Origin of the sequence: Arenibacter algicola (assembly GCF_018860365.1) — a bacterium.
Lineage (GTDB): Bacteria > Bacteroidota > Bacteroidia > Flavobacteriales > Flavobacteriaceae > Arenibacter > Arenibacter algicola_B.
The window spans coordinates 426-6,160 of the sequence record NZ_JAHKPO010000005.1 but is presented as its reverse complement, the minus strand read 5'-3'; the positions used below and the strand labels follow the sequence as shown (position 1 = coordinate 6,160).

The window sequence follows — 5,735 nt, the reverse complement described above, 5'->3', positions numbered from 1 at the left end:
GAGCTCCAGTATCTCCTTTGACGCCCTGGTCGCCTGTGGCTCCGGTCGCACCGGTGTCTCCTTTCTCACCCTGAATACCTTGCTCTCCAGTATCTCCTTTGTCACCTTTCTCACCTTTTTCACCAGTAGCCCCAGTTTCACCTTGAATACCCTGGATTCCTTGAGCTCCAGTTTCTCCTTTGTCGCCTTGGTCTCCCTTAGCACCGGTATCACCCTTATCTCCTGTGTCTCCTCTCTCACCTTGGATACCCTGTTCTCCAGTTGCTCCTGTAGCACCAGTATCACCTTTTTCACCAGTTTCTCCTTGAATACCTTGGATTCCTTGCTCTCCAGTATCTCCTTTGTCTCCCTGGTCGCCCTTAGCACCGGTATCTCCTTTTTCACCAGTTACGCCAGTTTCACCTGTGGCACCAGTATCTCCCTTATCTCCTCGATCTCCTTTGTCACCTTTCTCACCCTGAATACCTTGCTCTCCAGTTGCTCCTGTCGCACCAATATCACCCTTGTCACCTTTAACTCCGGGTATACTTATACCTATAGGCCCTTGCGCACCAGTAGCACCGGTTGCACCTGTAGCTCCGGTTTCACCTTGAGCTCCAGTATCTCCCTTGTCACCCTTATCTCCTTTATCACCCTGGTCGCCCTTAGCACCGGTATCTCCCTTATCACCTTTGTCACCCTGTTCACCAGTGGCACCAGTAGCACCGGTTTCACCAGTATCTCCTTTATCACCTTTTACACCTTGGATACCCTGTTCTCCAGTAGCGCCAGTAGCACCAGTTTCTCCTTGTATACCTTGAATTCCTTGAGCTCCAGTATCTCCTTTGTCTCCTTTGTCTCCTTTGACGCCCTGGTCGCCTTGGTCTCCCTTAGCCCCAGTATCACCTTTTTCTCCTGTCGCACCAGTAGCGCCGGTATCTCCTTTTTCACCAGTTGCTCCGGTTTCACCTTGAATACCTTGGATTCCTTGAGCTCCTGTAGCACCAGTTGCACCAGTTGCGCCAGTTTCACCTGTAGCTCCAATATCACCTTTATCTCCTTTGTCACCCTGGTCGCCCTTAGCACCGGTATCTCCTTTTTCACCAGTTGCGCCAGTTTCACCTGTGGCACCTGTGGTACCAGTATCTCCCTTATCTCCTTTGTCTCCCTGGTCGCCCTTAGCACCAGTATCTCCTTTTTCACCAGTTGCACCAGTTGCACCAGTCGCTCCGGTTTCCCCTTGTATACCTTGAATTCCTTGAGCTCCGGTATCACCTTTCTCACCTTGTGCACCAGTATCACCCTTGTCACCCTTGTCACCCTTGTCTCCTGTTGAACCTGTAGCACCGGTATCTCCTTTTTCTCCTTTATCACCAGTGGCTCCGGTTTCACCTTTATCACCTTTTTCACCTTGTTCTCCAGTGGCACCAGTTGCACCAGTTGCTCCTTGAATACCTTGAGCTCCAGTTTCACCTTGGATCCCTTGAATACCTTGTGCACCAGTATCTCCTTTGTCACCCTTATCTCCGGTTGCACCTGTTGCACCTGTTGCACCAGAAGCACCTTTGTCTCCTTTCTCACCCTGAATACCTTGTTCCCCAGTTGCACCAGTCGCCCCGGTTTCCCCTTGTATACCTTGAATTCCTTGAGCTCCGGTATCACCCTTTTCGCCAGTAGCACCAGTTTCTCCTGTCGCACCGGTTGCACCTGTCGCACCTTGGTCTCCTTTTAGACCCTGAATTCCTTGCTCTCCTGTAGCTCCGGTAGCGCCAGTGGCTCCAGTTGAACCTGTGGCACCAGTATCACCTTTTTCACCTTGGTCTCCTTTTAGACCTTGAATTCCCTGTTCTCCTGTCGCACCAGTTGCTCCTGTAGCACCAGTTTCTCCTTGAATACCCTGGATTCCTTGAGCTCCTGTGTCTCCTTTCTCACCTTGGATACCTTGAATCCCTTGAGCTCCGGTATCTCCTTTGACGCCCTGGTCGCCTGTGGCTCCGGTCGCACCGGTGTCTCCTTTCTCACCCTGTTCACCAGTCGCTCCAGTTTCGCCTGTTGCACCAGTATCACCTTTGTCACCTTTTTCACCTTGTTCACCAGTCGCTCCAGTTACACCTTGGATACCTTGTTCTCCGGTAGCACCGTTGGCACCGGTTTCTCCAGTATTACCTTTCTCGCCTTGATCACCTTTTACTCCTTGGATACCCTGTTCTCCGGTAGCACCAGTAGCTCCAGTTGAACCTGTAGCTCCGTTGTCTCCTTTTTCTCCCTTATCTCCTTGATCTCCGGTAGCACCAGTTGCTCCGGTTTCACCTTGAATACCTTGAATTCCTTGAGCTCCGGTTTCACCTTTGACGCCCTGGTCGCCTGTGGCTCCGGTCGCACCGGTGTCTCCTTTCTCACCCTGAACACCTTGCTCTCCAGTTGCTCCTGTGGCACCAGTCTCACCTTTTTCACCTTGTTCTCCAGTGGCACCAGTGGCTCCTGTAGCTCCGGTTTCACCAGTATCTCCTTTTACTCCTTGGTCTCCCTTAGCTCCAGTTTCTCCTTGTATACCTTGAATTCCTTGGGCTCCAGTAGCCCCGGTATCTCCTTGATCACCCTTTGCTCCAGTATCACCTTTGTCTCCCTGGTCGCCTTTGGCTCCGGTCGCACCAGTATCTCCTTTGGCCCCAGTAGTACCTGTAGCTCCGGTTGCGCCAGTGTCTCCCTTGTCTCCCTTGGCTCCGTTTGCACCAGAAATACCAGCAGGCCCTTGCGGACCTGTTAGGTTTGGGGTTGTAAATTTTGTTCCGTCTGTATAATTGAAAGTAAATGTCCCGTTGCCATTATCGACAGTAGATTGTATGCCGACACCCCCAGTGGCAGTTGAACCGCCTGTACAAAGGCTATTCCATTGTGTTCCGTTGTAAAAGAAAACGCAGCGCGCATCGGTGTTGAATACCATTGCCCCACGAAGTGGTTTAATGGATTGCATTTGTGTATTGGAAACTCTAGTAAGTACAAATGCTTTGGTAGTACTCTCCAATTCAACTATGGAAGCTGCATTAATGCTGTTTGGATTTTCACCAATCTTTACTTGTCCAGTTGCAAAGGCGCAACTCATCAAGAACACTAAAAGGAGTAATTTTTTAAAGTCCATTCAAGGGGAATTAGGGGTGCAATGACCTATATAAACCCAAATTTAGATGACTAATTATGGAATGTTAAAAAAATGTTGTGAACTGGATAAAAGGTGTTGTGTACATATCTTATTGAAAATTAGGTCTATAAAATATGCCTTTGGTCGAACGCTAAAAAGAAGGAAGAGCCCTACAAAACGGTTAAGGTTATTAGAGTTTGTAATTTGATTTGTAAGCCATTTTAAGCAAAGGATTTTGATAATAATTCTACATCAATTACCCAAAATGATTGAATAATTAGAGCGACAAAAGTTGCGAATCCTTGGATTTGTGTAGTAGGGGAACTTTTATAAGGGGATGCTTCAATTGGCTTGACTTTAGATAGTTCAATCCAAAATGTTATTGGCTGCACAAATGTGGACTTCAGCTTCCCACCCTTTCCGTCTTCTCCTTTGGTCGAATCCACCTTGTCCTCCCGCGGAAAACGCGGGACAGGCTCCTCTCAAGAGGGGAATTTAGTTCTTCAATGTTTGAACTTTCAACATTCAACTTTGAACCTTCAACTTTTTAGTGTTCCAAATACAAGAACCCCTGATAGTTAAGTTTAAGATCTTTCATGGCAATCACATAAAAATATACACCATTGGGCAATCCGGCTCCGCGGTTTATGACCAAATTGTCCACATTGGAGTAGCCTGTGAAACCGTTGGTGTAATTGTTTTCCTCATATACTTTTTGGCCTTGGCGGTTAAAAATTCTGATGGTATCGTCCTCAGAGAGTTCCAGTTCCTCTATGTATAGGGCATCGTTAACCCCATCCCCATTGGGGGTTACCAGGTAATTGTCCAACGTAAGCAATTCTTTGGCGGTGGCTTCGGAGGCAAAGGTGATTAAGGCATAATCGTCCGGTACAAAATTATCCGAAATTAAAAACCCCTGACTTAGGTCGCCCACCACGGAAGCAGCGCCCAGATTTACCCAAGATCTGCCGCTAATGCTCCAGCCTACGGGAATTAACTTGGCCACATCCTCTGTAAGGGCGGTTATATTGCTGCGTTCGTTCCAGCTAATTTGTATGTTAGAGGAAACGCTGCCTTCCAAATGCCAAAATTCTACCTGGCTGATATCTCCCATGGTCCTAGGCTTTTTGGTGGGGTCAAAGCTTTCTGGAAAGGTGGTTGGGTTGGTCGGATTTTCCAAATAATAGGCGCATTTGGCAAAACTATTGGTGCCGCTACTATTGAGCGTCAAGGACCGTAATTGTTGTGCATCGCCCACCGGAAAAATAAAATTCTGTTCGTTGTTGATGGTTACATAACCATCTACCTTGGAAAGATCGCCTTCGCCTACATAAAAGGCATCCTGCAGAAAATTAAAATAAATATCCTGTTGTGCCCTTGGGGTCATAAAGTTGCCTGCAACAAAATTGGTGTTGGAGCTAACACTCATGCCTGTGTTGAGCATAACCCCTTGGTCATTGGCAATTTCGGTATCGAAGAACACCGGCATAAAGGCGCCCGAAACACTGATCATGTTACTGCCATAAAAACCGGCCAGGCCCAAATTCTGGTCAAAAGATGCGTTGTTGATCAGATCTGTATGAAACCCTATCTGCCCCTCATTGTGGATACGGATGTTGCCAGTGTTGTACAGGGCCGTTTGGGCCTGTATCCCTAGGGGTAGCAACAACGCGAGGATGTAGATAAGGTTTTTCATGTTCTTTGGGCCAATGCCTCTAGTTCTTATTTTTTAATAGTGCTTTTATTTCGTCCATGTCCTTACGGAGCGACTGTAGTTCTGCGGATAGGGATTGATTTTCGGTCTTAAGTTGATCTATCTTCTTCTCCTGTTCTATGGTGTGCAGGAACAATTCCTCAATTTTTTCTAGGTTTATTTTTGAGGCTTCTCCAAGATTCCAAAATCCCTGTTCCTTGATTTCCTCGGCTGATTTTACGCCTGGTAAATGGTGTTTCTGTTTTATATGTTTCTCAATTTCAGTAATGCTATTAAAGGTGTAATTATTATTTAAGATTGAAGTTCCTAAATAATATTTTTGGAAAACGTAGTCGGGAACTGGGGAGTGAGAGCCAGTTACATTGACATTTCCATCAACTTGTAAGTTTCCAGTAGTACTAACATTTGTGGTAAACACAGGGTTGATTTTGGAGCCATCTATTGCGGCGGTTCCTGATATGTCTATATTTTCTATAGTCCCATCGGTTATTTTATTGGAATTTACAGCCCCATCAATAATTTTATCAGTTGTAACTGCGTTATCTTTTATTTCCGATTCACCAACTGAATCAGCATCTAATTCACTTGATCCTATTGCGTCTGGAGCTATATCTCCTTGGGTAATAGAATTCGTTGCAATTACCCCACCTGGTCCGCCAGATACAGCACCTATTGCAATTTTGGCTGAAGTAATGGCGCCATTGGCAATTACAGTGGCATTGGGCGGACCTGTTACATCACCTGCAAGATCATTAACTGAAAAGGTTGTGCCAGTTAGAGTTAGTCCTGTACCGGCGGAATATGTGGTGTCGTTATCCGTATTATCAGCGAAGCCGGCCGGTACGTTGATCAAGGTTGTCCAGTCAGGTGTTATTGACGAACCATCGAAAGCAAATGTGGTTC

3 protein-coding genes are annotated in these 5,735 nt (G+C 46.7%); all 3 read right to left on the bottom strand.

All coding sequences use genetic code 11. The annotated features are described in order from the left end of the window. A partial coding sequence (locus tag KO529_RS06575; protein WP_215947139.1) for a hypothetical protein occupies window positions 1-3,118 on the bottom strand: 3,118 nt, incomplete at its 3' end. Between the two features lie 547 nt (window positions 3,119-3,665). Beyond that, the gene (locus KO529_RS06570; protein ID WP_215947138.1) at window positions 3,666-4,814 is read right to left on the bottom strand and encodes a gliding motility-associated C-terminal domain-containing protein; all 1,149 of its coding nucleotides are present in this window, start codon (window positions 4,812-4,814) and stop codon (window positions 3,666-3,668) included. Between the two features lie 19 nt (window positions 4,815-4,833). Beyond that, window positions 4,834-5,735 (bottom strand): bZIP transcription factor (locus tag KO529_RS06565; protein ID WP_215947137.1); only part of this gene is annotated, 902 nt, incomplete at its 5' end.

Coding starts and splice junctions, on each gene's coding strand:
- KO529_RS06570 (WP_215947138.1), bottom strand. CDS start 4,814: ATGAAAAACCTTATCTACATCCTCGCGTTGTTGCTACCCCTAGGGATA.